This is a genomic window from Streptomyces sp. LaBMicrA B280, from assembly GCF_049222185.1.
In the GTDB taxonomy this organism is placed as follows: domain Bacteria; phylum Actinomycetota; class Actinomycetes; order Streptomycetales; family Streptomycetaceae; genus Streptomyces; species Streptomyces murinus.
Genome location: NZ_JBMJCT010000063.1, coordinates 1 through 792 on the forward strand (window position 1 = coordinate 1; position 792 = coordinate 792).

Consider the following 792-nt stretch of genomic DNA (forward strand, 5'->3'; position numbering starts at 1 on the left):
CCGTTGTGTAATACCCTGGGACAGACTGAGGTTCGCGCTCTGCAAGGATGCTGGCGTAATGGTCATCAGCGACCCGTCTTGAAACACGGACCAAGGAGTCGTCTTCGTATGCGAGTGTTCGGGTGTTAAACCCCTACGCGTAATGAAAGTGAACGCAGGTGAGAGCTTCGGCGCATCATCGACCGATCCTGATGTTCTCGGATGGATTTGAGTAAGAGCATACGGGGCCGGACCCGAAAGAAGGTGAACTATGCCTGTATAGGGTGAAGCCAGAGGAAACTCTGGTGGAGGCTCGCAGCGGTTCTGACGTGCAAATCGATCGTCAAATATGGGCATGGGGGCGAAAGACTAATCGAACCTTCTAGTAGCTGGTTTCCGCCGAAGTTTCCCTCAGGATAGCAGTGTTGACTTCAGTTTTATGAGGTAAAGCGAATGATTAGGGACTCGGGGGCGCTATTTAGCCTTCATCCATTCTCAAACTTTAAATATGTAAGAAGCCCTTGTTACTTAGTTGAACGTGGGCATTTGAATGTATCAACACTAGTGGGCCATTTTTGGTAAGCAGAACTGGCGATGCGGGATGAACCGAACGCGAGGTTAAGGTGCCAGAGTAGACGCTCATCAGACACCACAAAAGGTGTTAGTACATCTTGACAGCAGGACGGTGGCCATGGAAGTCGGAATCCGCTAAGGACTGTGTAACAACTCACCTGCCGAATGTACTAGCCCTGAAAATGGATGGCGCTCAAGCGTCTCACCCATACCTCGCCCTCAGGGTAGAAACGATGCCCT

At 50.9% G+C, this 792-nt stretch carries 1 rRNA gene; it reads left to right on the forward strand.

The annotated features are described in order from the left end of the window. Positions 1-42 precede the first annotated feature (42 nt). Positions 43-792: ribosomal RNA gene (locus ACLF5H_RS34460) — 23S ribosomal RNA — on the forward strand; the annotation flags it as partial.